Annotated in this window: 18 protein-coding genes; 7 read left to right on the top strand and 11 right to left on the bottom strand. The window is 70.5% G+C overall.

Annotated elements, in window-relative coordinates; translation table 11 throughout:
- The first annotated feature begins 90 nt into the window (after nt 1-90).
- Nucleotides 91-459, top strand: coding sequence for a hypothetical protein (locus D7W81_RS07350; RefSeq protein WP_120554612.1), 369 nt, complete (start codon nt 91-93; stop codon nt 457-459).
- A gap of 565 nt (nt 460-1,024) precedes the next feature.
- Here the strand turns inward: D7W81_RS07350 and D7W81_RS07340 are convergent.
- From D7W81_RS07340 to D7W81_RS07320, 5 genes are all read right to left on the bottom strand, one after another.
- Nucleotides 1,025-1,267: a hypothetical protein gene (locus D7W81_RS07340; RefSeq protein ID WP_120554610.1), complete on the bottom strand. Its 243-nt coding sequence runs from the start codon at nt 1,265-1,267 to the stop codon at nt 1,025-1,027.
- Nucleotides 1,264-1,557 (bottom strand): hypothetical protein, encoded by a 294-nt coding sequence (locus D7W81_RS07335; RefSeq protein ID WP_147445376.1) that lies wholly within the window; start codon nt 1,555-1,557, stop codon nt 1,264-1,266. Before D7W81_RS07335 ends, D7W81_RS07340 begins: the two co-directional genes overlap by 4 nt.
- Before the next feature lie 72 nt (nt 1,558-1,629).
- On the bottom strand, nt 1,630-2,793 hold the full coding sequence (gene hppD, locus D7W81_RS07330; RefSeq protein ID WP_120554608.1) for a 4-hydroxyphenylpyruvate dioxygenase: 1,164 nt from the start codon (nt 2,791-2,793) through the stop codon (nt 1,630-1,632).
- Between the two features lie 37 nt (nt 2,794-2,830).
- Complete coding sequence (maiA, locus tag D7W81_RS07325; protein WP_120554607.1) at nt 2,831-3,490, bottom strand: maleylacetoacetate isomerase; 660 nt, start codon at nt 3,488-3,490, stop codon at nt 2,831-2,833.
- Nucleotides 3,487-4,467: a fumarylacetoacetate hydrolase family protein gene (locus D7W81_RS07320; RefSeq protein ID WP_120554606.1), complete on the bottom strand. Its 981-nt coding sequence runs from the start codon at nt 4,465-4,467 to the stop codon at nt 3,487-3,489. Before D7W81_RS07320 ends, maiA begins: the two co-directional genes overlap by 4 nt.
- A gap of 446 nt (nt 4,468-4,913) precedes the next feature.
- On the opposite strand from D7W81_RS07320, the gene D7W81_RS07315 reads away from it, so the two are divergent.
- Complete coding sequence (locus D7W81_RS07315) at nt 4,914-9,872, top strand: GAF domain-containing sensor histidine kinase (RefSeq protein WP_120554605.1); 4,959 nt, start codon at nt 4,914-4,916, stop codon at nt 9,870-9,872.
- Here D7W81_RS07315 and D7W81_RS07310 read toward each other — a convergent pair whose 3' ends face one another.
- On the bottom strand, nt 9,873-10,904 hold the full coding sequence (locus D7W81_RS07310) for a class I SAM-dependent methyltransferase (RefSeq protein ID WP_120554604.1): 1,032 nt from the start codon (nt 10,902-10,904) through the stop codon (nt 9,873-9,875).
- A 287-nt stretch (nt 10,905-11,191) separates the two neighbouring features.
- Here D7W81_RS07310 and D7W81_RS07305 point away from each other — a divergent pair, with 287 nt between their 5' ends.
- From D7W81_RS07305 to serA, 3 genes are all read left to right on the top strand, one after another.
- Complete coding sequence (locus D7W81_RS07305; RefSeq protein ID WP_120554603.1) at nt 11,192-11,569, top strand: SpoIIAA family protein; 378 nt, start codon at nt 11,192-11,194, stop codon at nt 11,567-11,569.
- Between the two features lie 127 nt (nt 11,570-11,696).
- Complete coding sequence (locus tag D7W81_RS07300; RefSeq protein ID WP_120554602.1) at nt 11,697-13,334, top strand: trypsin-like peptidase domain-containing protein; 1,638 nt, start codon at nt 11,697-11,699, stop codon at nt 13,332-13,334.
- 161 nt (nt 13,335-13,495) lie between these two features.
- Nucleotides 13,496-14,749, top strand: coding sequence for a phosphoglycerate dehydrogenase (gene serA / locus D7W81_RS07295; protein WP_120554601.1), 1,254 nt, complete (start codon nt 13,496-13,498; stop codon nt 14,747-14,749).
- Here serA and D7W81_RS07290 read toward each other — a convergent pair.
- Nucleotides 14,727-15,053 (bottom strand): hypothetical protein, encoded by a 327-nt coding sequence (locus D7W81_RS07290; RefSeq protein ID WP_120554600.1) that lies wholly within the window; start codon nt 15,051-15,053, stop codon nt 14,727-14,729. The genes serA and D7W81_RS07290 overlap by 23 nt on opposite strands.
- A gap of 107 nt (nt 15,054-15,160) precedes the next feature.
- Nucleotides 15,161-16,564 (bottom strand): FAD-binding oxidoreductase, encoded by a 1,404-nt coding sequence (locus D7W81_RS07285; protein WP_120554599.1) that lies wholly within the window; start codon nt 16,562-16,564, stop codon nt 15,161-15,163.
- Between the two features lie 128 nt (nt 16,565-16,692).
- Here D7W81_RS07285 and D7W81_RS07280 point away from each other — a divergent pair, with 128 nt between their 5' ends.
- Nucleotides 16,693-17,046 carry a hypothetical protein gene (locus D7W81_RS07280; protein ID WP_120554598.1) on the top strand — a complete coding sequence of 118 codons (354 nt, stop codon included), beginning with the start codon at nt 16,693-16,695 and terminating at the stop codon, nt 17,044-17,046.
- 34 nt (nt 17,047-17,080) lie between these two features.
- Nucleotides 17,081-18,865: a hypothetical protein gene (locus tag D7W81_RS07275; protein ID WP_120554597.1), complete on the top strand. Its 1,785-nt coding sequence runs from the start codon at nt 17,081-17,083 to the stop codon at nt 18,863-18,865.
- 236 nt (nt 18,866-19,101) lie between these two features.
- On the opposite strand, the gene D7W81_RS07270 is transcribed toward D7W81_RS07275, so the two are convergent.
- The 3 genes from D7W81_RS07270 to D7W81_RS07260 form a co-directional block, all read right to left on the bottom strand.
- A complete protein-coding gene (locus D7W81_RS07270; RefSeq protein WP_120554596.1) occupies nt 19,102-19,869 on the bottom strand; it encodes a siderophore-interacting protein in 768 nt (255 codons plus the stop codon).
- The gene (locus tag D7W81_RS07265; protein ID WP_120554595.1) at nt 19,866-20,324 is read right to left on the bottom strand and encodes a PadR family transcriptional regulator; all 459 of its coding nucleotides are present in this window, start codon (nt 20,322-20,324) and stop codon (nt 19,866-19,868) included. The genes D7W81_RS07270 and D7W81_RS07265 overlap by 4 nt, the downstream gene beginning before the upstream one ends.
- 302 nt (nt 20,325-20,626) lie before the next feature.
- Complete coding sequence (locus D7W81_RS07260) at nt 20,627-23,431, bottom strand: beta-propeller fold lactonase family protein (RefSeq protein WP_438503351.1); 2,805 nt, start codon at nt 23,429-23,431, stop codon at nt 20,627-20,629.
- Nucleotides 23,432-23,574: the final 143 nt, after the last annotated feature.

The raw sequence follows: 23,574 nt of genomic DNA, 5'->3' as shown, positions 1-23,574 counted from the left end.
GAGCCGGGCCGCCCCGTCTGCCCTTGGGGGCATGAGCAGCGCAAGGATGGGATTGCCGCACTTCACGGCAATCACCCCAAGGAACCATCCATGCGTCTGTCATTCATCGCGGCACTGCTGTCGGTAGGCCTCTTCGCGGGCTGTGGCGGAGTGGAGCAGCAAGCGCAGGAGACCCAGGACGTGACGGCCCTGGCCCCACCGCCCTGTGAGCGCGCCTGCATCGCGGCCTACAATGCCTGTATCCGTCGCGCGACGACGCCCGAGCAGCGGGCCGCGTGCGACGAGCAGGAAACCTTCTGCCTCGATGCGTGCGTGACGCCCGTGCAGGCTCAGCAGCTGCCTCCGTGCGAGGATGCCTGCTACAGGGAATTCCTGGTTTGCGCGAGGGCCGCGAAGACAGCGGAAGACGCGCTCGAGTGCGCCAACACGCGCAACGACTGCTACCAGAGCTGCGGCTGAAAGAGTTCTAGCGGGCCTCCGGGGCCTCCACCTCTCCGAGCAACCACACCTCCGTTCCTGGAGGAATGTCTTGCTTGGACAGCGTGCGAAAGCAGAGCACGTGCCGAGGCCGTGACCGGCCGCCGAGCGGGACCTGCGCGAGCGCGACGGCACGCAGCACATCACCATCCGGCCTCCGCAACGCAACACGCAGTTCCACCTGGGCCCGCGCGCCCAGGTCCACATCGGGGACGACAATGATTCCGCGATTCTGGATGTCGAAGGTCTGTTCGACAACCAGAAGCCGCTGTGCGCCAGGGACGGGGGCCGTCGGCTCCGGGCCCGCGCTCCGCTCCGCCTTGGCAGGGAACCGACAAAGCCTTACGGCCCTTGAGCACCCGGTGCAGTCGATGCCCGCGGACGCGAGCGCCCCCCAGTGGGAATACTCAATCCGGACCGGGCTGCCACAGCGTGGGCAGAGCACCGTGTCGGGGAGCGGATCCCAGGTCACCACGCGATGCTCCAATTCGTCCCAGTCCCGGGGCTGTGTGGGCGGAGTCATGGGGAGACGATAGACGAAGCGCGTTCAGGGGCGCTCCGGGGGACGCCTTCCCCACAGGTCCCGCAGCATCGCGCGCGGCCCTTCCTTGAACAGCGTCAACAGCATCGCCAGGACGAGGAGCAGCAGCATCAGGAGGAGGGGGCCCAGCACGGCGCCTCCGAGCAGGCCCGCCACCGCCCAGCCGACTCCCGACCCGAAGCCCCACACCGCGCCCGTCACGCCGCCCACGGCGGCTCCCAGGAGGATGATGGGTTCAATGAGGGTCATGGGGCGTTGGCGTCGCAGTACACGTACTTCGTCCCCACCGAGCAGCCTGCCACGGCGCACTGCGGATCCTTCTTCGCCTCCTGGTCCTTTTCAATCAGGGCCTGGAGGTCGTCGCCGTTCGCGCAGGACAGGCATTGCACCTGGGGCTCCACCCCTCCGCAGCAGCCGCAGCCACAGGCGACGTAGGTGGCGCTGCAATCCTGGGGCGCCTTCGGTGTCGTCGCCTTGTCAGCGGCCTGGCAGCCCCACCCCATCGCGCCCGCCAGCAACAGCGGCATGAGCATTCGCATGGGGACAAGATAGGCCATGCGCCCGGCGAAGAAACCCGGCCGCGGTGCTTCGCGGCCGGGTCACCCGTGAAGCTAGATGCGGCCTTCGGCCTTCTGCGCGCGCTCGATGCTCTCGAACAGGGCGCGGAAGTTGCCGCCGCCGAAGCCCTGGTCGCCCTTGCGCTGGATGATTTCGTAGAAGAACGGGCCCGCGTCCGGCTGCTTGTAGAGGCTCGCCGCGTCCTTCATGAAGATCTGGAGCATGTAGCTGCGCTCCTTGTCTCCGTCGATGAGCACCTCCAGGTCGCGCAGGACGTTGATGTCCTCGTCGATCTTCTTGATGCCCATGCGCTCGATGCGGTCCGGCAGCGCGTCGTAGTACGAGCCCGGCGTGGGCATGAACTGGATGCCCGCGTTCTGCCGCATGTCCTTCACGGACGTCAGGATGTCCTTCACCGTGATGGCCAGGTGCTGCACGCCGTCACCGCGGTGGTCCTCGTTGAAGATGTTGATCTGGCTGGCCTTGAAGAACGGGAACTTGGGCTCGTTGTTCGCGAACTTCACGCCGCTCTTCGGGTCCCACATCACTTCGGACTTCAGGCCGCTGCCGTGGTCGCGCTTCTGCTGCGACGCCACGTCGTCGGTGTGGAACTCGATGTGCCAGAACTTCTCGAAGCCCATCACGTGCTCCATCCACAGGAGCATGGGCTTCATCGTCTGGAAGTTCGACGTGACGTGGTCCATCTTGTCAAAGCCGTACTTGTTCTTGCCGCCCTTGGGCTGCGCGTGCACCTGGAAGCCCGGGTAGATGGACTTGTAGTTGTCCCGCTGCAGGAAGCGGAACGTGGTGTCACCGAACGGCGTGGTGATGGAGAAGAACGACAGCTTGCCGCCCGCCTCGTCCGTGAAGCGCTGGATGTCCGTGATGAACGTGGCGCCGCGCGAGTCCAGCAGCTTGAACGCCTTCTCCACGTCCTCCACTTCGAAGTTCAGCGTGCCCACGCCGTCCGGGTGCTTGCGCAGGTAGCGCCACGCCCGGCCGCCCTCGCCCACGGGCTGGCTCACCACCAGGGCAATCTCACCCGCCTGGAACAGCGCGGACTTCTGCTTGCCGTGCGCGTCCAGCTCCGGCCCGGACACCGCCACCTCCGCGAAGTCCAACCCCTTCGTGTAGAACTGGCGGCTGCGCTCCAGGTCATGCACGTACCAGTGGATGCTCTCCAGGGTCTTGATGCCCAGCGATTCCTGCTTGGCCATGTCGCTGACTCCTCGTGATGAAGAAATGGGTTCGTGACTACACCGGCTGCGCGTCGGGCTGCCGGTCCGGCTGCGCCGCCTGGAAGGCGGGGAGTTCGTTGCACGCCGCCTCGATGCGCAGCAGCGTGGGATAGGGCTTCAGGTCTACACCGAACCTGCGGGCCCCGTAGAGCTGGGGAATGAGCAGGACGTCCGCGAACGACACTGCGTCTCCCACACAGTAACGCCCCGCCGTCTCCTGCACCGCCGCCTCCAGCGCCGTCAGCCCGTGCACGTTCCAGTGCGCCGCCCAGGCCTTCTCGTCCGCCTTCAGCTCGGTCTTGATGCGCAGCGTCACCGACGTGTTCTGAAGGGGCTGCATGCCGGCGTTCACCATCTCCGCCAGCATGCGCGTCTTGGCGCGGAGGTACGCATCACCCGGCAGGAGGGCGGGCGAGGGCACGCGCTCCTCCAAGTACTCCAGGATGGCCATGGACTCGGACAGCTTGCGCGCCTGCCCGTCCGCCTCCGTCCACTCCAGCGTGGGCACGCGGCCCATGGGGTTCACCGCGCGGTAGGCGTCCGAGTGCTGCTGGCCGCCGTCCTTGAGCAGGTGCACCGCGAGGTACTCGAAGGGCAGCCCCTTCCAGTTCAGCGCGATGCGCGCGCGCCAGGAAGCCGACGAGCGCCAGTAGCTGTGCAGCTTGAGGTTCTTCATGGCGCCTTCACCACCGTCTGGGCGATGCGGCCGAAGAGGCTGTGCCCCTCCCCGTCCAGCATCTCGATCTCGATGGTGTCGCCGGGCTTCATGAAGGACGTCGCCGGCTTCCCCTCGTCGATGGTCTCGATCATCCGGCGCTCGGCGAGGCAGGAGATGCCGCGCGTGCGGTCCGCGTTGGACACCGTGCCGCTGCCCAGGATGGTGCCCGCGGTGAAGGCGCGCGTGCGCGTCAGGTGCTGGATGAGGTCCCGGAAGGAGAAGTGCATCTCCGGGCCCGCGTCCGCGTCCCCCACCAGCTGGCCGTTGAGCGTGCTGCGCATGCGCAGGTGCACCCGGCCGTCGCGCCAGGCCGCGCCCAGCTCATCCGGCGTCAGCGCGAAGGGGCCGAACGCGGTGGCGGGCTTGCTCTGGAAGAAGCCGAAGCCCTTGGCCAGCTCCTCCGGGATGAGGTTCCGCAGGGACACGTCGTTGGCGATCATCACCAGCTTGATGTGCTTGTCCGCGTCCTCGGCCTTCGTGCCCATGGGCGTGTCGCCCAGCACGACGCAGACCTCGCTCTCGAAATCCAGGCCCCACGCCTCGTCGCGCAGGGGGATGTCCTGCGTGGGCGCGAGGAAGTCCCCGGAGCCGCCCTGGTACACCAGCGGATCCGTGCGCAGCGTGGCGGGCGGCTCCGCGTTGCGCGCCTTGCGCACCAGCACCACGTGGTTGATGTACGCGCTGCCGTCCACCCATTCGTAGGCGCGCGGCAGGGGCGCGTGCAGCGCCTTCACGTCCAGCGGGCGGCTCTGCACCGCGCCGGCTTCCAGTTGCTGCGCCAGCGCGCGCAGCTGCGGCTCCTTCTGGTCCCAGTCATCCAGGGCCGCTTGCAGCGTGAGGGCCACATTGGTGGCCAGCGCGTAGGCGGAGTTGTCCCGCTTGACGACGATGAGCCGCCCGTCGCGGGTTCCGTCCTTGAGCGTCGCGAGCTTCAATTCCGCGCTCCCTCGGCGGCCTGCGGGGGAGGAAGGGGGAGGCCGCCTGACCCGACGGGCTTTTCCGCCGGGGCACCAGGGGAGTCAAGCACGCCTGTTGAACGCGGCGCGGCATCCTCCCTTCCGCCAGCAACGCTGCTGGCTGCTCGCATTCGCGTGGCTGTCGGCTGAAGAACGAAGCGCGGACGTTCACCGGCCGCAAGGCCTCGTGGAAACCCACGACGCCTGCCTGACGGCCCGCCTGCCCCCCGAACGGACAGGGGGCACCAGGGGACGGGGGCGGGAAGCGGGAGCGTGCCGACTGTTCAAGTCCCAAGCAGCGCACGAACGGCGTGGGCGGTTCGCCCCTGGCAGGGACCGGGGTGGCAACCCAGCTTGTGGAAGAGGGACGTCCGGCCGACCGCGCCGCCGGGGCGACAGGGTCGGGGGGCTCGCGAGGGCACTGAATGGCGCAAGGCTTCCAACAGGCCGGCGACACCCCTGGGGAGCCACACCCGGGCCAGCGGCTGGGCAACCGCTACGAGCTGCGCCAGCGGATGAAGGCCGGCCGGGGCATCTCCACCTGGCAGGGGTTGGACCTGCTCACGCACGAGCGCGTGCTCGTGAAGGTCACCGCCCTGTCCGCCTTCGTCCCCACGGCCCGCCACCGGCTGGAGCACGAGGCGGAGGTGCTGTCGCGGCTGCACAACCCCGCGCTCGTGCCCGTGCGCGAACTGGGCACCTTCGCGGACCTGCTCTACCTCGTCACCCCGTGGGTGGAAGGCGAGACGCTGGAGGCGCGCCTGCAGCGCGGCCCCCTGTCCCTGCCGGAGGCCATCGTGCTGGGCCAGCGCCTGCTGAAGGCGCTCGCGGAGGCGCACCGGGAAGGCGTCCTCCACCGCGACGTGAAGCCCTCCAACATCCTGGTGCGCGACTACCCGATGTCCGTCGCGTGGCTCACCGACTTCGGCCTGTCGCGCAGCGAGCGGTTGGACCCGTCCCTGCGGGATTTGCCCGTGGGCACCGCGCGCTACCTGTCGCCGGAGCAGGCGGGGCTCATCAACCGGCCGGTGGAGGCACCGTCGGATTTGTACGCGGTGGGCCTGGTGCTCTTCGAGGCGCTATCGGGCCGCCCCGCGCTGGAGGGCGCGACGGTGGGCGAGGTGCTTCGCCTGCACCTCACCGCGCACCCGCGCCTGAGGCCCGTGGGCGTGGAGGTACCGCTGGCGATGGAGGAGCTCATCTCCCGCCTGAGCCAGACGGATCCGCGTGACCGCTACCAGTCCGCGGACGCCGCGCTCGCGGACTTGAACGCGCTGGAGGCCGCGCTCTCCCGCGGAGAGGCGGAGCCCGCGCTCGTCACCGGCGCGTACGACCACCGCCAGAGCCTCACCGAGCCGTCCTTCGTGGGCCGCCGCGAGGAGCTGACGACGCTGGAGCGCGAGCTGGAGCACGCGCGCGAGGACGGCTCACGCGCCGTGGTGGTGGAGGGCGAGTCCGGCGGCGGCAAGAGCCGGCTGTTGGAGGAGTTCTCCGCGCGGGCCGTGGGTCAGCGCGCGTGGGTGCTGCATGGCCAGGCGCAGGACCAGGCCGCGCAACGTCCCTTCCAGCTCTTCGCGGGCGTGGCGGAGGGCATCGCCGCCCAGGTGCGTGAGCAGCCCGCGCTGGGTGCGCTGCTGCGCGACAGGCTCGCGGGCCAGGAGGCTGGCCTGTGCACGGTGCTGCCCACGCTCAAGGAGGTGTTCTTCCCGGGCGCGCAGGCGCCCCAGTCCCAGGGCCTGGGGCCGGAGTCCCTCAGCGAGAGCCGCAGCGTCTGGAGCCTCACGGCGCTCTTGAGCGCGCTGGGCACGCCGGACGCGCCCGCGCTGGTGGTGCTGGAGGATTGCCAGTGGGCGGACACGCTCACGCTGCGCGCGCTGGAGGCGTGGTGCCAGGGCCGCCGCGCCGGAGAGGGGCGGCTGCTGCTCACCGTGTCCTTCCGCAGTGAGGACATCCACGCGGGCCACGTGCTGCGGCGGCTGACGCCGGGCGCGCACCTCAAGCTGTCCGCCTTCGGCGCGGCGGAGGTGGCGCTGCTGGCGGAGTCCATGGCGGGCGTGCTGCCGCCGGAGGCCGTGGAGCTGGTGACGCGGCTGGCGGAGGGCAATCCGTTCATGGCCTCCGCGGTGCTGCACGGCCTGGTGGAGGACGGCGTCCTCATGCCCGGTCCGGAGGGCTGGCTGGTGCAGCCGGAGGCGATGGCGCACGCGCGCTCGTCGCGGCAGGCGGCCACGTTCCTGGTGCGGCGCCTGCGACTGTTGCCGCCGGAGTCCCTGCACGTGCTCAGCGTGGGCGCAGTGCTGGGCAAGTCCTTCGACGCGAAGGCGGTGGCGGCCCTGTCCGGCACACCGCTGGAGGCCGTCACCACCGCGCTGGAGCCGCCGCGCCGCCGGCACATGCTGTGGACCGAGGGCACGCGCTCCACCTTCGTGCACGACAAGCTGCGCGAGGTGCTGCTGGACCTGCTGTCCCCGGAGGAGCGCCGGGAGCTGCACCGGCTGGCCGCGAGGGCCGCCCAGCAGTCCGTGCCCAATGATCCGTTCGAGCTGGCCTACCACTTCGACGCTGCGGGTGAGAGCGCGCAGGCCCTGCCCTACGCGCTGGTGGCCGCGGAGCAGGCGCGCCAGCGCTTCTCGCTGGACACCGCGGAGGTGAACTACCGCATCGCCGAGCGCGGCGCGGGGGGCGCGGACGCGCACACCCGCTACCGCATCGCGTCCGGGCTGGGCACCGCGCTGATGATGCGTGGCCGCTACGACGAGGCGCAGCAGCAGCTGGAGGCCGCGCAGGCGCTGGCGCACGACCGGTTGGAGCAGGGCCGCACGCTGGGCCACCTGGGCGAGCTCGCCTTCAAGCGCGGCCAGACGGTGCAGGCCAACGCCTACCTGGAGCAGGGCCTGAAGCTGCTGGGCCGCTGGGTGCCGCCCGGCACGCTGACCACCGGCGCCAGCGCCGCGTGGGAAATCCTGACGCAGGCCGCGCACACCGTGGCGCCGCGCCTGTGGCTGGGCCGCAAGTCCCTGGCGAAGGGCGAGGAGGACCTGCTCGCGGTCAACCTCTACAGCCGGCTCGCGTACGGCTACTGGTACCAGCGGGGCCGCGCCGCCGTGCTGTGGGCGCACCTGCGCGACATGAACCTGGCGGAGCGCTACCCGCCCACGCCGGAGCTGGCGCAGGCGTACTCCGCGCACTCGCCCGCGCTCACCACCCTGCCCTGGTTCCAGCGCGCGTATGCCTACGCGGAGAAGTCGCTGGCCCTGCGCCAGCAGCTGGGCGACGTGTGGGGCCAGGGCCAGTCGCTGCACTTCTACGGCCTGGCGCTCTACGCCTCGTCGCGCTTCAAGGAGTGCATCGAGAAGTGCCGCGAGGCGGTGCGCCTGCTGGAGCGCACCGGCGACCCGTGGGAGGTGAACAACGCCACCTTCCAGATCGCCATGTCGCTCTACCGCCTGGGCCGCCTGAAGGAAGCCGCGGCGGTGAGCCAGAAGCTGCATGCGGCGGCGCTCGCGCTGGGGGACCGGTACTCGCTGCGGCTGGGCCTGGAGGCGTGGGCCAAGTCCACCGGGGGCCGCATCCCCGCGGCGCTGCTGGAGACGGAGCTGGCGGCGCCCACCGCCACCGACCCGCAGTCCTTCGCGGGCGTGCTCCAGGCGGAAGGCCTGCGCCTGTTGCGTGAGAACGAACCCGCGCGCGCCGCGGAGGTGCTGGAGCGCGCCGAGCGCGTGGTGGAGGACGCGCACCTGCGTCAGGAGTACGTGGCCCCCATCACCCCGTGGCTCGCCACCGCGCGCAGGCGCCTGGCGCAGCAGGCCAGCCCCCTGAACCCGAAGCAGCGCGACCGGCTGCTCGCGGAGGCGGACAGCGTGGCGAAGCGCGCGCACGCCGTCGCGCGCACCTACCGCAACAACCTGCCCCACGCGCTGCGCGAGCGCGGCCTGATGTGCGCGCTGCGCGGCCGCCCCGCGCGCTCTCGCAAGCACCTGGACGAAGCCCTGCGCGTGGCGGAGGAGCTGGAGATGCGCCAGGAGCGCGCGCTGACGCTCCAGGCCCGCGGCGAGGTGGGACGCGTGCAGGGCTGGCCCGGCGCCGCGCGCGACCTGGAGACCGCGGCGCGCGAGCTGGAGGCCATGGAGGACGGCCTGCACAAGGAGGCGGAGCACGGCACCGGCGTGGAGACGCTGTCGCTGGTGGACCGCTTCCCGCGCGTGCTGGAGGTGGGGCGCAGGCTCGCCTCCGCCCTGGCGCGCGACGCCGTCTTCGAAACGGCCCGCCAGTCCATGCAGGAGCTCTTGCGTGCCGAGCGCTGCGCCGTGGTGGACCCCCGCGCGGTGGTGTCGGAGGAGGACGCGAAGAACCAGGGCCTCAGCCGCACGGCGCTCGCCCGGGCGCTGGAGACGGGCCGCATCACCGTGCTGGGCCAGGGGCTGCCCGGCGGCATCAGCGAGAGCATGGAGCTGCTCGGCGTGCGTTCGCTCTTGTGCGCGCCGCTCCAGGTGCGCGGCAAGACGGTGGCGTGCGTGGTGGCCAGCCACCGCAAGGTGGGCTCGCTGTTCGGCGAGGACGAGGAGCGCCTGGCGTCCTTCGTGGCGGTGCTCGCGAGCGCGGCGCTGGAGAACGCGGAGAACTTCGAGCGCGTCGCCGCCCTCTCCGAGGAGCAGGGCCGCCTGTACCGCGAAGAGCAGGAGGCCGTGCGCCGGCGCGACGACTTCCTCTCCATCGCCGCGCACGAGCTGAAGACGCCGCTCACGTCACTGCAACTCCACATCCAGGGGCTCCAGGCCAAGGCGAAGGGCGCGCCCATGCCGCCGGAGAAGCTGACCGCGAAGCTGGAGTCGGCCTACGCGCAGACGCAGCGGCTGGGGAAGCTGGTCAACGACCTGCTGGACATCTCCCGCATCGCGCAGGGCCAGCTGCACATCAAGCGCGAGGACGTGGACCTGGTGACGCTGGTGCGCGGCCAGCTGGAGCGCAGCCGCGAGGCCCTGGTGCGCGCCGAGTGCGAGGTGCGCTTCCACGCCAGCGAGCCGCGCCTCGTGGGCCACTGGGACGCGCTCCGGCTGGAGCAGGTGGTGGGCAACCTGCTGACCAACGCGATGAAGTACGGGGCAGGCAAGCCCGTGGAGGTGACGCTGGACGGGGACGCGACGCGCGTGCGGCTGGAGGTGCGCGACCATGGCATCGGCATCGCGGAGGAGGACCGGGCGCGCATCTTCGAGCGCTTCGAGCGGGCCGTCTCCGTGCGCCACTACGGCGGCTTCGGCCTGGGGCTGTGGATTGTCCGTGAAATCGTCCAGGCGCTGGGCGGCAGCATCGACGTCACCAGCGCCCCGGAGCAGGGCTCCACCTTCACGGTGACCCTGCCCCGCTCCGGCTCGCCCGTGCACTGACTACCGGCGCGTCACTTCCAGGTAGATGACGTTGTCCTGCGAGTCGCGGAACAGCCGCACGTTCGCCACCTGCTCCAGCGGCGTCTCCGACAGGAGGCTGCGCATGCCGTCCTCGTCCCGGTAGGTGAGCCACCAGTCCATGAAGGCCTCCATGTAGCCCGTCTCCGGCGGGTGCACCGCGAAGTTGGCCACCAGCAGGCGCCCGCCCGGGCGCAGCATGTGGAAGAGGAGCGCCGTCAGCCGGGCGGCCACGGAGTCCGACAGGTAGTCGTACAGCCCGGCGGAGTAGGCGAAGTCCAGGTCCGTGAACGTCGCCTTGCCCGCGAGCAGCGAGCGGACCGAGCCGCACACCGGCCGCACGATGCCATCCGGATGCAGGCGGGAGATTTCCGCCAGGCTCACCGGGTCCTGGTCGAACGCGATGAGGTCCTGGAGCCGGCGCTCCGCCACCGCGCGTGACGACTCCGCCTCCCGCAGGTGCCCGCACGCCACCGACAGGACGCGCCCATCGGGCCGCCGCTCGGCCGTCTCATCCATCATCCGCGCGAGCAGTTCCCGGCGCTCGCGCACGCTGCGCGCGGAGGGCTGCCCGTGCATGTACCGGTAGATTTCGCGGCCCGCGTGCAGCTCGTCCGCCGCGTGGTCCATGTAGAGATAGTCGATGAGGGCCGCGTCACCCGCGTAGCCGCGCGGCCGCTCGAAGGCGTGCCGGGTGAAGGGGCACTGGTGCAGGAAGGGGCGCATCGGGTGCTTGCGCGCCAGCTCCTGGCAGAAGCGCTTCCACAGCTCCGGAGCCCACTGCCGCCGCCGCTCGATGAGCCCCCCGTGCAGGGCCATCATGCCGGCATGCAGCGTTTCGTCCGGACCCTGCATCATCCGGGTGTGCAGGGTGTCCAACCACTCCCGCGCCTCCGTGAACGCTTCCTCTGATGGGGACGCTTCCTCCCTGGGGGCGTTCACCAGGACGAGGTGGTTGGTTTCAGGCGCGACCGGCGGAGACGCGCCGTGGACCGACAGGATGGGCTGGCGCATAGGCATCTTCCTGACAACCCGGGAGCGAAGGCCATCCACTTCCCGCGCCTCCGCCCTTCGTCAGGCCCTGCTCCAACCGGCCAGCCGGGCCGCCGCGCACCACCCGGCCCACACCGGGCGCACGTGGCGTGACGCACCGGGTCCGGTGGGACTGGGCGGGCACGGTTCTACCCGCAAGGCCTGACATCCCCTTCGCCGGGGGGAGGGAATGCGGGGGCGCGGTATGCGCCGACAGGCACTGCGGTTAGGATGGCGCGCCCCGCCTGGAAGAGAGCCGCAAGCCGCGCATGAAGATTGAAATCGCCCACCTGCCCCACGACATCATCGAGATCATCTATCCCTCGGAAGTGACGCCGAAGGACGTGACCGAGTACGTCGAGCAATTGAAGAAGGACATCGCCGCCCGCGGGGGCACGGAGTGGTCCGCGCTGGTGGACCAGTCCAAGCTGCGGGTGATGCCCTCCACGGTGGTGGGCGAGATGGCGCGGCTGAACGCCTACGCCCAGCAGCGCGGCATGAAGCGCTCCGCGCGCGTGGTGAGCGACCCCGGCAGCGGCCTGCAGGCGTGGCGCATGACCAAGAACGCCGGCCTCACCATCCCGGCGAAGACCTTCGAAACGCGCGCGGAAGCGCTGGCCTGGCTCGAAGCGCCCGACGCGGACTGAGAAGCAGCACCCCCGACGTCCCCCACCCCCGGTCCTTCCTTGCGACCGCCGGGGTCCGTCTACGTCTTCCAGTGACACCCCCTTTCTTCGCTGTGTCTGTCGCAGTACCCGTCAGGAGTCGCCCCGCATGTCCGTGTCCGCCCCCGCCTCCCGAGCGAAGCTGCTCGGTACCCTGTTCTGCACCCTCACCGCCCTGGCCTGTGGGCCGGCCCCTGAATCGGGCGCGCCCGAGCAGCCCGCGCTGAACGAGTCGAGCTCGCCGGTCGTCTACGGCACGGACAACCGCCAGGACGTCTACGCGCACCCCGACGCGACCCTGCGGGACCGGGCGCGGCAGGCCACGGTGGCGCTGGTGACGCCGGACCTCCTCGACATGTCGGATCCGAACGACGTCCAGGTGGACCCGCTGACGCTGGGCGAATGGGGGAGCCTCTGTTCGGACCAGCGCTTCCTCGACGACCCGAACCCTGCCTTCTGCTCCGGCACGCTCATCGACGATGACCTGGTGCTGACCGCGGGCCACTGCGTGAGGAACGCGACGGCATGCGCCAACACGCGCTTCGTCTTCAAGTTCTACAAGACGGACGCGAACACGCTGGAGACCATCACCAGCGCGGACGTCTTCTCCTGCAAGAGCATCGTGGTGCGGAGGGAGACGACGTCCAGCGTCGACTACGCCATCCTCCGGATGGACCGCTCGGCGGCGGGGCGCTTCGTCCCTGCCCCGGTGCGTCCGGGCAACACCGCGATGACGGTGGGCCAGAACGTGGCCGTCATCGGCAGCGGCAGCGGCATCCCGTTCAAGATCGACTCGGGCGGCTCCGTCCGCGAGAACAACTCCGGCCCCAAGGACTTCTTCGTCGCCACCACGGACACCTTCGGGGGCAACTCCGGCTCTGGCGTGTACGAGACGGCCACCCACACGGTGGCGGGCATCCTGGTGCGCGGCGACGAGGACTACGTGGAGCGCTCGGGCCAGGACTGCTACGAGGTCAACGTCTGCACGGAGACGGGCTGCGGCGGTGAGGAGATCACCTACGTGAACCAGGCCATCACGGCGTTCTGCGCGGCCAACACCAGCCAGCGGCTGTGCAACACCACGCCGCCCCCGGCGACGAAGTACGACTTCACCACGACCAACACCGCCAGCGCCACGCGCGCCACCGTCAACGGCAAGGTGACGCTCGCGGCCGGCCAGAAGCTCACCGTGGGCACCTGCGGCGTCACCAGCGCGGCGCTCACCAGCGGTGACTCCTTCCTGCGCCTGCGCGGCCCGTCCGGCACGGAGGTCGCCTCCAACGACGACGGCTGCGCCAGCGGCTACGGTTCGAAGATCACCTACACGGCCACCGTCGCGGGCACCTATGAAGTCCGCGCGGGCTGCTACCAGAACGGCGCCTGCGCCGGCACGGTGGCCTGGGAGATTGCCCAGGGCAGCGCGGCCACCCAGGGCTCCTTCACCTTCAACGTGAGCAACACCGCCAACGCCACCACGGGCACGGCGAACGGCGACGTGACGCTCCAGGCCGGCCAGTCGCTGTCCTTCGGCAGCTGCGGCGTGGCGGGCGCGTCCGGCACGGGTGACACGGTGGTGCGCCTGTTCAACGCCGCGGGCCAGCAGGTGACGTTCAACGACGACGCGTGCGGCCCGCTGTCCCGCGCGGCCTACACCGCGCCCTCGGGCGCGGGCGGCACGTACACCATCCGCGTGGGCTGCTTCGACAACACCGCGTGCAGCGGCACGGTGGCCTGGACCGTCCAGTAGCCTCCTGCCTCCCTGCTGTCCTTCCGGGCCCGTCCCTTCCCACCACATGGTGGGGAGTGGCGGGCCCGGTGTCTTTTGGCCTTCAGCTCCCTCCTCCCCAGGTGCTTCCCTCCCCACCCGAGGCTTGACACCATGGAGGGCGAGGTCTAACGCAAGGCGCCATGAGCACACCCCGCTTCCCGCCGTCGCCCCGCCGCCCCGTGAGCACCGAGGGTCCGCTGCGAGTCCTGCTGCTGGAGAACATCCACGCCTCGGCCCAGGAGATGCTGAAGCTGGAGGGCTTCGAGGTGGAGCGGCTGTCCGCGGCGCTCAAGCCGGAGGACCTGGCGGAGCGGCTCAGGGGCGTGCACCTGTTGGGCATCCGCAGCAAGACGACGGTGCCGGAGGAGGCGCTGAAGTACGCGGACGACCTGCTGGCGATTGGTGCCTTCTGCATCGGCACCAACCAGGTGGACCTGCTCGCCTCCAGCGTGCACGGCGTGCCGGTGTTCAACGCGCCGTTCAGCAACACGCGCAGCGTGGCGGAGATGGTGCTGGCGGAGGTGGTGGTGCTGACGCGCCAGCTCTTCGACCGCAGCCGCGAGGTGCACGCGGGCCAGTGGCGCAAGGTGGCCACGGGCAGCCACGAGGTGCGCGGCAAGACGCTGGGCATCATCGGCTACGGGCACATCGGCTCGCAGCTGGGCGTGCTGGCGGAGGCGCTGGGCATGCGCGTCCTCTACTACGACGTGATGACGAAGCTGCCCCTGGGCAACTCGCGGTCGGTGGCCACGCTGAACGGGCTCCTGGCGGAGTCCGACTTCGTGACGCTGCACGTGCCGGCGCTGGCGTCCACGCACCTGATGATCGGCGCGGAGCAGCTGGCGGCGATGAAGCCGGGCGCGTGCCTCATCAACGCCAGCCGAGGCACGGTGGTGGACATCCCGGCGCTGGCGCAGGCCCTGCGCTCCAATCACCTGGGCGGCGCGGCGGTGGACGTGTACCCGGAGGAGCCGGAGGGCAACTCGGACGGCTTCGTGACGCAGCTGCAGGGGATTCCCAACGTGGTGCTCACGCCGCACATCGGCGGCTCCACGGAGGAGGCGCAGGCGTCCATTGGCAAGGAGGTGGCCACGTCGCTGCTGAAGTTCGTGAAGGGCGGCGCGACGACGGGCGCGGTGAACTTCCCCAACGTGGAGGCGCCCATCAACCCGGGCACCCACCGCATCATCAACGTGCACCGCAACACGCCGGGCGTGCTCCGCGACATCAACCGCATCGTGTCCGACCTCAACGCCAACATCCACGCGCAGGTGCTGAGCACGGACGCCAACGTGGGCTACCTGGTGATGGACCTGGACCAGGACGTGTCCCGCCAGGTGTGTGAGGCCATCGCCGGGCTGGAGACGGACATCAAGACACGCATCGTGTCCTGAGGCGTTCGGCCCAGGCGCGGATGGCCCGGGCCAGTCCCCACGCGGCGCGCTCCAGGAGCAGTCCCTGGACAAGGAACCCCAGGGCCCAGAACAGGGGCGCCCCCACCGGGTCCCAGTTCACCGCGTACGTGGGGAAGAGCCCGGTGAGCAGGTACAGGACGCCGATGGGGATGCCCAGGAACACCATCCCCCAGCCGAGCAGTCCGGATCCGCTGTCCCCTGACAGCGCCTCCACGCCCATCAACAGCAGCAGGGGCAACACCGCCCACGCCACCACCCGCGCCAGCCACTTGAAGACCTTCATGTCGTCCCCCGCCTTCCGGCTCCGTGCTTCACCGGACCGAAGCTAGCGGGGACCGCCGTGCGAAGCCGCTCCGGACCGCCGACAGTGTCTGTCGTTGCCGGGCCCGCTCAGGCGTCCAGAATCTTTCCCGGGTTGAGGATGCCCGCGGGGTCCAGGGCGCGCTTGAGCGTGCGCAGCAGCTCCATCTCCCCGGGCGCGCGCGTGTAGTCCAGGTAGTCCTTCTTGAGCAGGCCGATGCCGTGCTCGGCGGAGATGCTGCCGCCGTGCTTGCGCACGAGGTCGAACATGGCGTGGTCGGACTGCTTCGCGTGGGCGAAGAAGTCCGCCTTCTCCACCGCGTCCGGCTTCATCACGTTGACGTGCAGGTTGCCGTCGCCAATGTGGCCGAAGAGGCAGATCTCCCAGCCCGGGTAGCGGCTGGCGAACACGGCATCCAGCTCCGAGCAGAACGCCTCCAGGTTCGCCACCGGCAATGAGATGTCGTTCTTGTGCAGGACGCCCGTGGCGGAGAGGCTCTCGCTGATGGACTCGCGCAGCGACCACAATTCCTGCGCCTGCGCGGCCCCCTGCGCCTGGGTGCCGTCGGTGACCAGCCCGCGCTCGAAGAGCGAGCCGAGCCACGCCTCCACCGCCGCCGGGTCGCCGCCTTCCGACTCCAGGAGGACGTAGCAGCCGCTGGAGGCCTCGAAGGGCGAGCGCAGCTTGCGGTGGCGCTGCACGCGGGCCAGGCACTTGTCGGTGAAGAACTCGTAGGCGGACAGCACCAATGGCGCATGGCGCGCGTCGCGGAACAGCCGCAGCACGGCGGCCACGTCCGGCACCGCGAAGAGGAAGACGTCCTGCTTGCCCGGCAGCCGCGTCAGCTTGAGCGTGGCCTCCGTGATGATGCCCAGCGTGCCCTCACTGCCGATGAAGAGCTGGCGCAGGTCCGCGCCGGTGTTGTTCTTCTCCAGCGCGCCGTTGAGCTCCAGCACCTGCCCCTGCGCCGTCACCACCTGGAGCCCCAGCACCCACTGCCGGGTGAGGCCGTAGCGGATGACCTTCACGCCGCCCGCGTTGGTGGCGATGTTGCCCCCCACCGTGCTGCTGCCCTTGGAGGCGAAGTCCACCGGCCAGGTGAGCCCGTGCGGCGCGCAGTGCTGGTGCACGGCCTCCGTGACCGCGCCAGCCTGCACGCGCACCGTGTTGCCCAGCAGGTCCACGGACTCCATGCGGGTCATCCGCTTGAGCGACAGCACCACCTCACCGTGCATGGCCACCGCCCCGCCCGCCAGGCCCGTGCGGCCGCCGGAGGGCACCACCGCGACGCGGTGCTGGTGGCAGAGCGCGACGAAGCGGGCGACCTCGTCCGTGGTGCGCGGGAATACCACCGCACCCGGCGCGGGGGCGTACACGCGCGTCCAGTCGCGGCCGTATTCCTGGAGCTCCGCGGGCTCCCGGGTGAGGAAGTCGGCGGGGAAGGACTCGGCGATGGCGCGGAGGAAGTCGGCGGGCAGCGCGGCGGTGGACATGGGTCAGGCGTATTGCACCCCCTGGGGCATGACAAGCCCGGCGGGAATCCGCCAAGGAATCCGGGAGCCTCCGTATAGGGCTCGACGCCGCGTTCCCCTCGCGGCCCCGACCTCCCAAGGAACGCCCCATGTCGTCGCTCCGCGCACTTGCCCTCCTGGCCGCCCTGTCCCTTGCCCCGAGCACCGCGGGAGCCGCGCCGGAGGAGCCCGTTCCGGGCATGGCCTATGTCTTCGCGACGGTGGATGCCTACTCCGTGGCCATCACCACGATCGACGTCACCGGCACCCTGCAGGGGGAGAGCACCCCGCGCACCTTCCGCTTCTGGGTCTACAGCGGCATGGCCAGCGCGACCGACTCCGTGGAGGCGTCGCGGTGTGACCGGCTGGCGCTGCTCTCCCTGACCCGGCCCGGGCGCTACCTGCTGACGTTGAGCACCGACGTCCACGCCAACTTCCCGACCTGCACGCTGACCCGGCAGTAGCCCCGGCCCCCTTTCCATGAACACGCGGGTGCGAATGATGCGGGCATGGGTGTGGCTCGCCCTGGGGCTCCAGTTGGGCTGCGGTGGCGGCGTGGACTCCCGGGACCTGGACGGCGATGGCCATCCGGCGGGGCTGGACTGCGATGACGCGAACCCCGCCCGGTGGCGGTCCGTCGCGGGCTACGTGGACACGGACGGGGACGGCCACGGCGAGCAGGGCCGACGGGTCACCTGCGTGGGCGACGCAACGAAGGGCTGGGCCCAGACGGCGGGCGACTGCGCGCCCGGGGACGCCAGCCGCTGGCGCTCCATGTCGGGCCTGTACCAGGACGTGGACGGCGATGGGGCCACGGGCGCCGGGCCGGTGACGGGCTGCGTGGGGGCCACACTGACGGGCTACCGGGAGCAGCCGGGGACACCGGACTGCGATGACGAGGACGCGACGGTGTCGGGGCCAGCCCAGGCCTGGGCGGACACGGATGGGGACGGCGTGGGAGCGGGGACGGCCATCATGTGGTGCCCGGGCCAGGGGCGCACCCCTCCCCAGGGATACGTCCGCACCGCGGGCGACTGCGCGCCCGGAGACACCCGCCTCTGGCAACAGCTGCCCTTCATGCACCGGGACCAGGACGGGGACGGCTTCGCGGTGGCGATGGAGGGCACCGTGTGCTCGGGCGAGCAACTGCCCAAGGGCTACGACACCGTGTCCGGCCAGGAGGACTGCGATGACCGCAACGCGAGTCGCACGGTCCGGGTCGAGCGCTGGTGGGATCCGGATGGGGACGGCTACGGCGATGGAGCGCCGGTGCTCCGCTGCGTGGGCCCGGAAGAAGCCTCGCCAGGAGAGACCTTCCGGGGCGGGGACTGCGCGCCGGGTGACGGCACCCGCTGGCGGCCGCGGACCTATGCCTCACGGGATGGGGACGGTGACGGCCGCCTCTCCCCGGCGACGGGCGAGGTCTGCAGTGGCTTCTGGCTGCCCCAGGGCTACTCCCAGGAGGTGCGGAACGAAGACTGCGATGACGGGAACAGGGCGCTGTTCCGCGCCTGGAGCGTCCACACGGACGCGGATGGTGACGGCGTGGGTTCCGGCGCGGCGACCTCCATCTGCGGCACGGCGGCCGTGCCCACGGGCTACTCCCCGCAGGCCACGGACTGCGCGCCACAGGACGCCACCACGTGGCGGATGCTGGGCTTCACCCGCCGCGATGCCGACGGAGACACGTACACCGTGGCCCAGACCGGCGAGCTGTGCGCGGGCTCCGCTCTGCCCACGGGCTACGCCACCCAGCCGCTGTCGGGCGAGGACTGCGACGACACGAGCGCCACCGTGTACCGGAACGTGACGGCCTGGGCGGACACGGACGGGGACGGCGTGGGAGCGGGAGCGTCGACGCTCCTGTGCACCAACGGCCAGGTTCCCAACCCCTGGTCCGCCACGGGCACGGACTGCGACGCGCAGGACGCGACCCGCTGGCAGGACCTGTCGGCCGCCCACGCGGACCACGACGGGGACGGCTTCACCGCGCCCATCCCCGCCCGGACCTTCTGCACGGGGACGGCGTTGCCCGCGCCCTATTTCGCCAAGGCCGTGGGCAACGACTGCGACGACGCGGACACGGACCGCTACCGGTGGACCTACCTCTACCGCGACCAGGACGCCGACGGTGTCGGAGCCACGCCCCGGCAGATGACGTGCCTGGGCCCGGCGGTACTCGCCGGCTGGTCGCTGTACGGGGACGACGTGGATGACCAGGACGCCACCGAGCAGAGGGACGAGGCCGCGGAGGAGGAACTGAGCCTCATCCTGGACCTGTGACGGGAGGACGGAGCTCCGGCGCCCCTCCCCTCCGGAGGCGAAGCCCGCCAGCTGGTCCGACTGTCGGACCAGTTGCCCGGAGCCGCGCCCGGCGGACGCCCCTGCCCATGGCCCCACGTTGCCGTGTCCGCTCAAGCAGCCCGTCGCGGTCCGCGGCTGCGCCTCGCGAGCGCGTCTTCGTGGAGCCCCGGCCCCCAGACGCGGCATCCATCAAGAGAGGGCGTCCTCCCGCGTCCTCAATGACGAGGCCCGGGGCCTTCGTGTCCGGCATCTCCGTCGCGGTGCCAGTAGGACGCAGCCTTGACCCATTCCGCCGGGTGCTTGCGCTCCTCGATGACGTAGGTCCGCAGCTCGCGCACCCACTCCGCCTCGCCCGCGATCCACACGAAGCCGTCCCCGGCCGGAGGCGTGAATCCTTCGAGCGCGCGCCGCAGCAAGTCACCGTCACCCGGTCCCGGTTCTCCGCGAACAATCCAGGTCGGCTGCCATGAAGCCTTCGTGACGAAGGTCTGCTTCTCGGCCTCGTTCGCCACGACCGCCATGGTCGTCACGGGCACGCCCGGACGCAGCAACTCGACCCGGCGCCCGAGCGCAGGCAGTGCGCTCTCGTCACCGACCAGGAGGTACCAGTCGAAGTCGTCAGGCACGACCTGCGAGCCCTTCGGTCCGCCGATCTCCAGCGTGGAGCCGACCTGCGCCCCGGCGGCCCATTCCGTCGCGGGCCCGGTGCCGTGCAGGGCAAAGTCGATGGTCAGCGTCTTGCCACTGTTGTCGTAGGCCCGCGGCGTGAAGTCCCGCATCACCTGCTCCCCCGCCTGCGGGAAGAACAGCTTGATGTGATCATCCGGTGACGGACTGATGAAGTCCGCCAGGTCCGGCGACGCGAAGTGGATGCGCCGCATGCGAGGCGTCACGGACTCCACGCCGCTGACCACCAACCTGCGCCGCTTCAGCTCATGGCGCACGCGAACGATTTGATGCAGGCCCTGGGTGTCCGTGTTCATGAGCGGAGCCTCTCGATCTTCTGCGCGGCCTCGTCGATCAACGCCGCCACGTCGAGCACGACCTTCTTGTCGGCACCGGGTGACAGCGTGTCGAACAGCACGCTCTTCAGGTTCTGCATCGCGCGCCGGACCGGAGCCGCGTCCGTGCGCTCGCGCAGCTCCGCGGCCTCCCCGAGCCGCCGCAGCAGCCCCTCCACCGCCTTCGCGTTCTCCGCGAGCAGCGCCTTGCCCTGCTCCGTGATGGCGAAGAGCTTGCGCTGGGTGTCCGTCGTGTCCGGCTCGCCCACCAGCCCCATGTCCTTGAGCAGGGTGAGCGTGGGGTAGATGACCCCGGGGCTGGGGACGTAAACGCCCCGGCTCAAGCCCTCGATGGCCCGGATCAGGTCATAACCATGCCGGGGCTCTTCATTGATGAGGTGGAGCAGGACGAGCCGCAGCTCGCCGCCCTCGAACATCCGGTGACGCCCGCCGCCGCCATGGCCGCCGTGCCGTCCCCGGGGGCCCTCTCTCCCCTCGTGATGCCAGTGCTCCGGGTCGCCTCGGCCTCTTCCGTGTCCGCCGCGCATGTCATGTCCTTCCAGGGAGTTCAAGATACCTTCCAGATGGGTCTGAGATATATCTCAGTATTATCGAATGCAACTCGACTTGAGCCCCTGGCCTGCCCGCCTGCTCCGTAAACCCCTGAAACGACAAGCGGCCCGGGCAACAGGTGCCCGGGCCGCCGAGTGTCTTCAGCCGCTGACTGCTGGAGCCGCCGCTACGGGTGGCTGGCGGGGTCCGCGGGGTTCGTGCCCGCGGTCCGCTCGTCCCCATCCAGGAACCCATCCAGGTCCCGGTCGATGCCCACGCGCTGGCCGGAGCCAGGCGGCGTGCAGGTGTACGTCAGCACGCCCTGGTTCGTGGCCACGGCCGAGCGCAGCGACGCGGACGGCACCAGCGGCAGCGCCGCGCGGTCCGCCTTGAACTGCCCGCTGCCCAGGTAGCGGAAGCCCATCTCGTACGTGCCCGCGCGCCCCTTGGCCACCAGGTCGCACTCACCCGCGTCCGCGCGCGCCATCAGCAGGTCGATGCGCGTCCCCACCACCGCCGCGTTGGTCGCGGTGAGCGTCACCTGCTGTCCGACGATGGGCGCCAGGTTGGTCTCGAAGGCGAACATGTACTCCTCCATGTCCTTCTTCGCCTGGAAGCCCGCGGGCGTGTCCGGGATGCCCACCTGGTTGAAGATGGGGTGGAAGTCGAACCCGCTGTTGAAGAGGAACAGCGTGGGGATGGCGCCGTCGCTGTTGAAGCCCGTGCCACGCACCTGGTCCCCCAGGAACGGATCCACCGGCGTGGTGCCGAAGGGGAAGCCCGCTCCGAACATGCCGACCTTCTGGTACATGTTCCGCAGGTGCGGGACCTTGGGGAACAGCGGCTCCGCGTCGAAGGAGCTCTTCCCGTCCGTGCCGAAGAAGCCCTTGAAGGGGCCCTCGCCCGGGTTCGCGTTCACGTCCACGCGGTGGCAGGACTCGCACGACCCCTGGAAGAAGCTGGTCGTGTTCGTGAAGAAGTCCTTGCCCGCCTGCTGCGACGCCGTGAGCGAGTTGTCCAGCTTGCGGATGGGGTTGGGCGGGTAGACGACCTGGAGGATGAAGTCGGAGAACTTCTGCATCTCCGTCTCCGTGAGCTGCGAGCTGCGGCCCAGCAGGTCCTTGAACGCGGGGTTGAACTGCTTGAAGGCCGCGACCTCGTCGAAGGTGCCGCCGTTGGGCTGCACGCTGGGCGCGCTGTCGCCGCCGGTGCGGTCCCCTCGCCAGTGCATGGGGCCCTGGTTGGCCATGCCGCGCAGGCTCTGCGTGGACAGGGGGCCCTTCATCGGGTGGAACGCCGTGTCCTGGCCGAAGGTGGGGTCCGTGCCGAACTCCGGCAGCACCGGGACGATGGGGTTGTAGCTCGTCTTCACGTCACCGTCCGGGTTGCCCAGGTCCCAGGTGGTGCTGTCGAAGTCGCCGAAGATGTGGCAGCTGCCGCAGGACGAATCACCGTGGCTGGAGCTGGTGCGCGCGTCGTAGAGGAACGGGCGGCCCTGCACCACGCTCGGCGGCTCCGGGTTGAACATGGGCAGGTGCGCCACCTCCGTCTTCGTCGCGGTGTCCACCACGGAGACGGCGTTGTCGAAGCGGGTGAGCACGTACAGGCGCCCCCGGGCTTCATCCAGCACCAGGCCGGTGGGGCCGCCGCCCGTCAGCGGAATCTGGTTCGCGGTGGAAGGCGTGAACGTGCCGGCCTCCAGCTGCGAAGTCGCGTACACGCCCAGCTTCGACGAACCGAACGCGGCGACGTAGAGGGTGGCGCCGTTGGACGACACCGCCATGCCCGTGGGCTGCGCGAGGCTCTTCTCGCTCTCCGTGTTGGGCGTGGCCGCGCAGCAGGCCGCGTAGTTGATGTGCGTGTTGAGGTGGCGGGGCGTGACGGAAGGGGCGCTGGGGCCGCCCAGCACGGTGATGCGGCTTTCGTGCAGGTGGCCGCGCAGCGTCTGGCCCGTCATCGTGCCGGGGCCCTCGAAGCGCAGGTCGTTGCGCGCTTCGGTGTTGCTCACGTAGACCTTCCCGCTCACCGGGTTGACGGCCATGTTGAACAGGATGGTACCCACGCCCGCGTAGGTGCCCGCCGCGCCGGACACCTGCACGGGCGGGTTGGCCGTGGCGGAGATGGCGAACACGTCCTTGTCCGGCAGCGTGAAGCGGAGGGAGTCGGTCCACGGCCGGTTGAGGATGTCCAACCAGTCCTCGCCGTTGTACTTCACGATGACGGAGACCTCCGGGGCGGGCAGGCCCTGGTGGTTGACGTTGGGGCCGGGGACGCCGCCCACGGACTCGCCGCCGTTGGGCACCAGGCTCTCGTGGACCACGGAGGTGCGGTTGCCGGAGTGGAACGCCGCCGCGTAGACCCGGCTGCCATCCGGCGTGGCCGCGAGCGCGCGCGGCGTGTCACCGAACAGGGTGAGCCGGGTGAGCGGCGTGCCGGCCAGCGTCGTCCCCAGGTTGTCCGAGTCGAACACCCAGACGTCCGCGCGGCCGATGCCCGGCGTGGTGAGCTGCGGGTCGAACCCGGTGTTCTGTCCCCGGTGCGCGGCGGTGATGAACGCGCGCTTCTTGCCGGTGCCCGCGAAGACGATGTCGCGGGGCTCGTCGCCCACGAGCAGCGTGCGCGTCACGCTGCCGCCCTGCCCGTTCGCGTCCACCTTCACGATGCTCACGCTGTCGGACAGGTGGTTGACGACCCAGACCTCGTTGTTGGTGCGCGCGGCCACGGCGACGGGCTCCATCCCCACGGGCACGGAGCCCTTGTGGGACAGGCCGCTGGCGCCGACCTGGAAGATCTCCAGCCGGTTGTCGGGCGTGTTGACGGCGTAGAGCCACTGGCCGTTGGGAGACAGGGCCAGGGGACGCACCTGGCCACTCTCGAAGACGGTGAAGTGCTGCGCGTGCGACGAGCGGCCGTAGGCGAGGCCCAACAGCAACATCGCCGCGGATGCGGTGCGCTGGAAGACTCGGCGCACCACCGGGTGTCTGGCTTTCATGATGTCTCTCGGGGAAGGGGGCTGGGGACCCCTTCATGACTGTAGGTGTGGCGTCTGACATGGGGGAACGGGTGGACCCGGACCCGGCGGACTCGTTGCGCGGCGCAACGCCCCCCTTTCCGCATACGCAGTGAGCGGCGTTC

It is taken from the genome of Corallococcus aberystwythensis, from assembly GCF_003612165.1.
In the GTDB taxonomy this organism is placed as follows: Bacteria; Myxococcota; Myxococcia; order Myxococcales; family Myxococcaceae; genus Corallococcus; species Corallococcus aberystwythensis.
The sequence above is the reverse complement of the archived record's forward strand: the minus strand, read 5'-3'. Positions and strand labels throughout refer to the sequence as shown.

Bases quoted from the DNA above. Each gene is read 5' to 3' on its own strand.
- D7W81_RS07340 (WP_120554610.1), bottom strand. From the start codon at position 1,267: ATGACCCTCATTGAACCCATCATCCTCCTGGGAGCCGCCGTGGGCGGC.
- D7W81_RS07265 (WP_120554595.1), bottom strand. From the start codon at position 20,324: ATGTTCGAGGGCGGCGAGCTGCGGCTCGTCCTGCTCCACCTCATCAAT.
- D7W81_RS07290 (WP_120554600.1), bottom strand. From the start codon at position 15,053: ATGAAGGTCTTCAAGTGGCTGGCGCGGGTGGTGGCGTGGGCGGTGTTG.
- hppD (WP_120554608.1), bottom strand. From the start codon at position 2,793: ATGGCCAAGCAGGAATCGCTGGGCATCAAGACCCTGGAGAGCATCCAC.
- maiA (WP_120554607.1), bottom strand. From the start codon at position 3,490: ATGAAGAACCTCAAGCTGCACAGCTACTGGCGCTCGTCGGCTTCCTGG.
- D7W81_RS07305 (WP_120554603.1), top strand. From the start codon at position 11,192: ATGAAGATTGAAATCGCCCACCTGCCCCACGACATCATCGAGATCATC.
- serA (WP_120554601.1), top strand. From the start codon at position 13,496: ATGAGCACACCCCGCTTCCCGCCGTCGCCCCGCCGCCCCGTGAGCACC.
- D7W81_RS07300 (WP_120554602.1), top strand. From the start codon at position 11,697: ATGTCCGTGTCCGCCCCCGCCTCCCGAGCGAAGCTGCTCGGTACCCTG.
- D7W81_RS07275 (WP_120554597.1), top strand. From the start codon at position 17,081: ATGATGCGGGCATGGGTGTGGCTCGCCCTGGGGCTCCAGTTGGGCTGC.
- D7W81_RS07270 (WP_120554596.1), bottom strand. From the start codon at position 19,869: ATGAACACGGACACCCAGGGCCTGCATCAAATCGTTCGCGTGCGCCAT.
- D7W81_RS07280 (WP_120554598.1), top strand. From the start codon at position 16,693: ATGTCGTCGCTCCGCGCACTTGCCCTCCTGGCCGCCCTGTCCCTTGCC.
- D7W81_RS07260 (WP_438503351.1), bottom strand. From the start codon at position 23,431: ATGAAAGCCAGACACCCGGTGGTGCGCCGAGTCTTCCAGCGCACCGCA.
- D7W81_RS07350 (WP_120554612.1), top strand. From the start codon at position 91: ATGCGTCTGTCATTCATCGCGGCACTGCTGTCGGTAGGCCTCTTCGCG.
- D7W81_RS07315 (WP_120554605.1), top strand. From the start codon at position 4,914: ATGGCGCAAGGCTTCCAACAGGCCGGCGACACCCCTGGGGAGCCACAC.
- D7W81_RS07335 (WP_147445376.1), bottom strand. From the start codon at position 1,557: ATGCGAATGCTCATGCCGCTGTTGCTGGCGGGCGCGATGGGGTGGGGC.
- D7W81_RS07285 (WP_120554599.1), bottom strand. From the start codon at position 16,564: ATGTCCACCGCCGCGCTGCCCGCCGACTTCCTCCGCGCCATCGCCGAG.
- D7W81_RS07310 (WP_120554604.1), bottom strand. From the start codon at position 10,904: ATGCGCCAGCCCATCCTGTCGGTCCACGGCGCGTCTCCGCCGGTCGCG.